General features: G+C 73.3%; 1 protein-coding gene. It reads right to left on the reverse strand.

The genetic code is table 11. The annotated features are described in order from the left end of the window. A partial coding sequence (locus tag R5W23_RS08220; protein WP_320685917.1) for an alpha,alpha-trehalose-phosphate synthase (UDP-forming) occupies window positions 1-1,319 on the reverse strand: 1,319 nt, incomplete at both ends.

Consider the following 1,319-nt stretch of genomic DNA (forward strand, 5'->3'; position numbering starts at 1 on the left):
GCGTACAGCCCGTCGGCCAACTCGTCCACGTCGAACGGGTTGGCCAGCACCGCGTCGGTCAGCTCCCGGGCGGCCCCGGTGAACGTGGACAGCACCAGCACCCCGCGCTCGTCCCCGCGGGCGGTGACGAACTCCTTGGCCACCAAGTTCATGCCGTCGTGCAGCGAGCTCACCACGCACCCGGCCGCGTCCCGGTACAGCGCGAAGATGTCCTCCGGCCCGTGGTGCGCGTTGAGGAACACCACCGGCTGCCAGCCCGCCGTCCCGTGCTCCCGGTTGATCCGCTCGGCCAGCCCGTTCACCTCGGCGGTCAGGTCCCGGTACGCCGGGATGCTGGACCGGCTCGGGGCGCCCACCTGCACGAAGTGGAACCCGCCCTTGAGCTCGGGCCGCCGGTGCAGCAGCCGGTCCACCGCCCGCAGCCGCTCCGGGATCCCCTTGGTGTAGTCCACCCGGTCCACGCCCACGATCAGCGGCCGGTCCGCGAGCCCGTGCCGTCGCCGGATGGCCCCGGCCCGGGCCGCCCAGTCGTCCCCCAGGTACTCGCCGGCCAGGGCCGGGTCCACGCTGATCGGGAACGGCTTGACGGTGGTCGCCTGGCCGCCCCGCCGGACCGCGAACCGCTCCCGGTCGATGCGGCACTCCAGGGCCCGGTCCACGCACTCCAGGAAGTGGTTGCAGTCGTGCTGCGTGTGGAACCCCATCAGGTCGTTGCCCAGGAGCCCGTCCAGGATGTCCGTGGCCCACGGGCACACCAGGAACTTCTCCGGGCCGGGCCACGGGATGTGCCAGAACTGGGCCGTCACCAGGTCCGGGCGGGCCGCCTTGAGGAGCCGCGGGAGCAGCGCGAAGTGGTAGTCCTGGATGAACACCAGGGCCGGCCCCCCCTGGGCCTCCTCGAGCACCGCGTCGGCGAACGTCTGGTTCACCCGCCGGTACGCGTCCCAGTGCCCCGGGTCGAACGCGGGCCGGGCGAACACCTGGTGGCACAGGGGCCACAGCATCCCGTTGGCGGCCCCGTAGTAGTACCCGTCCTCCTGCTCCGGGGTGAGCCACACCCGCCGCAGCACGTAGTTCGGGTCGTCCGGCGGCACCCCGACCCGGCCGCTCGGGTCGGTAACCGCCCGGTCCGCGTCCCCGGACCCGTGCGCCACCCACACCCCGCCGCACGCCTGCATCACCGGGTCCAGCGCCGTGGTCAGCCCGCCCGCCGGGCGGATCCACTCCACCGCACCGCCCGCCGTGTACCGGTGGATGTACGGCTCCCGGTTCGCCACCACGATCAGCTTCGCGCCCCCCAGACGTGTGCGCGCAACTTC

The organism is Gemmata algarum (genome assembly GCF_034097035.1).
GTDB classification, from domain to species: domain Bacteria; phylum Planctomycetota; class Planctomycetia; order Gemmatales; family Gemmataceae; genus Gemmata; species Gemmata algarum.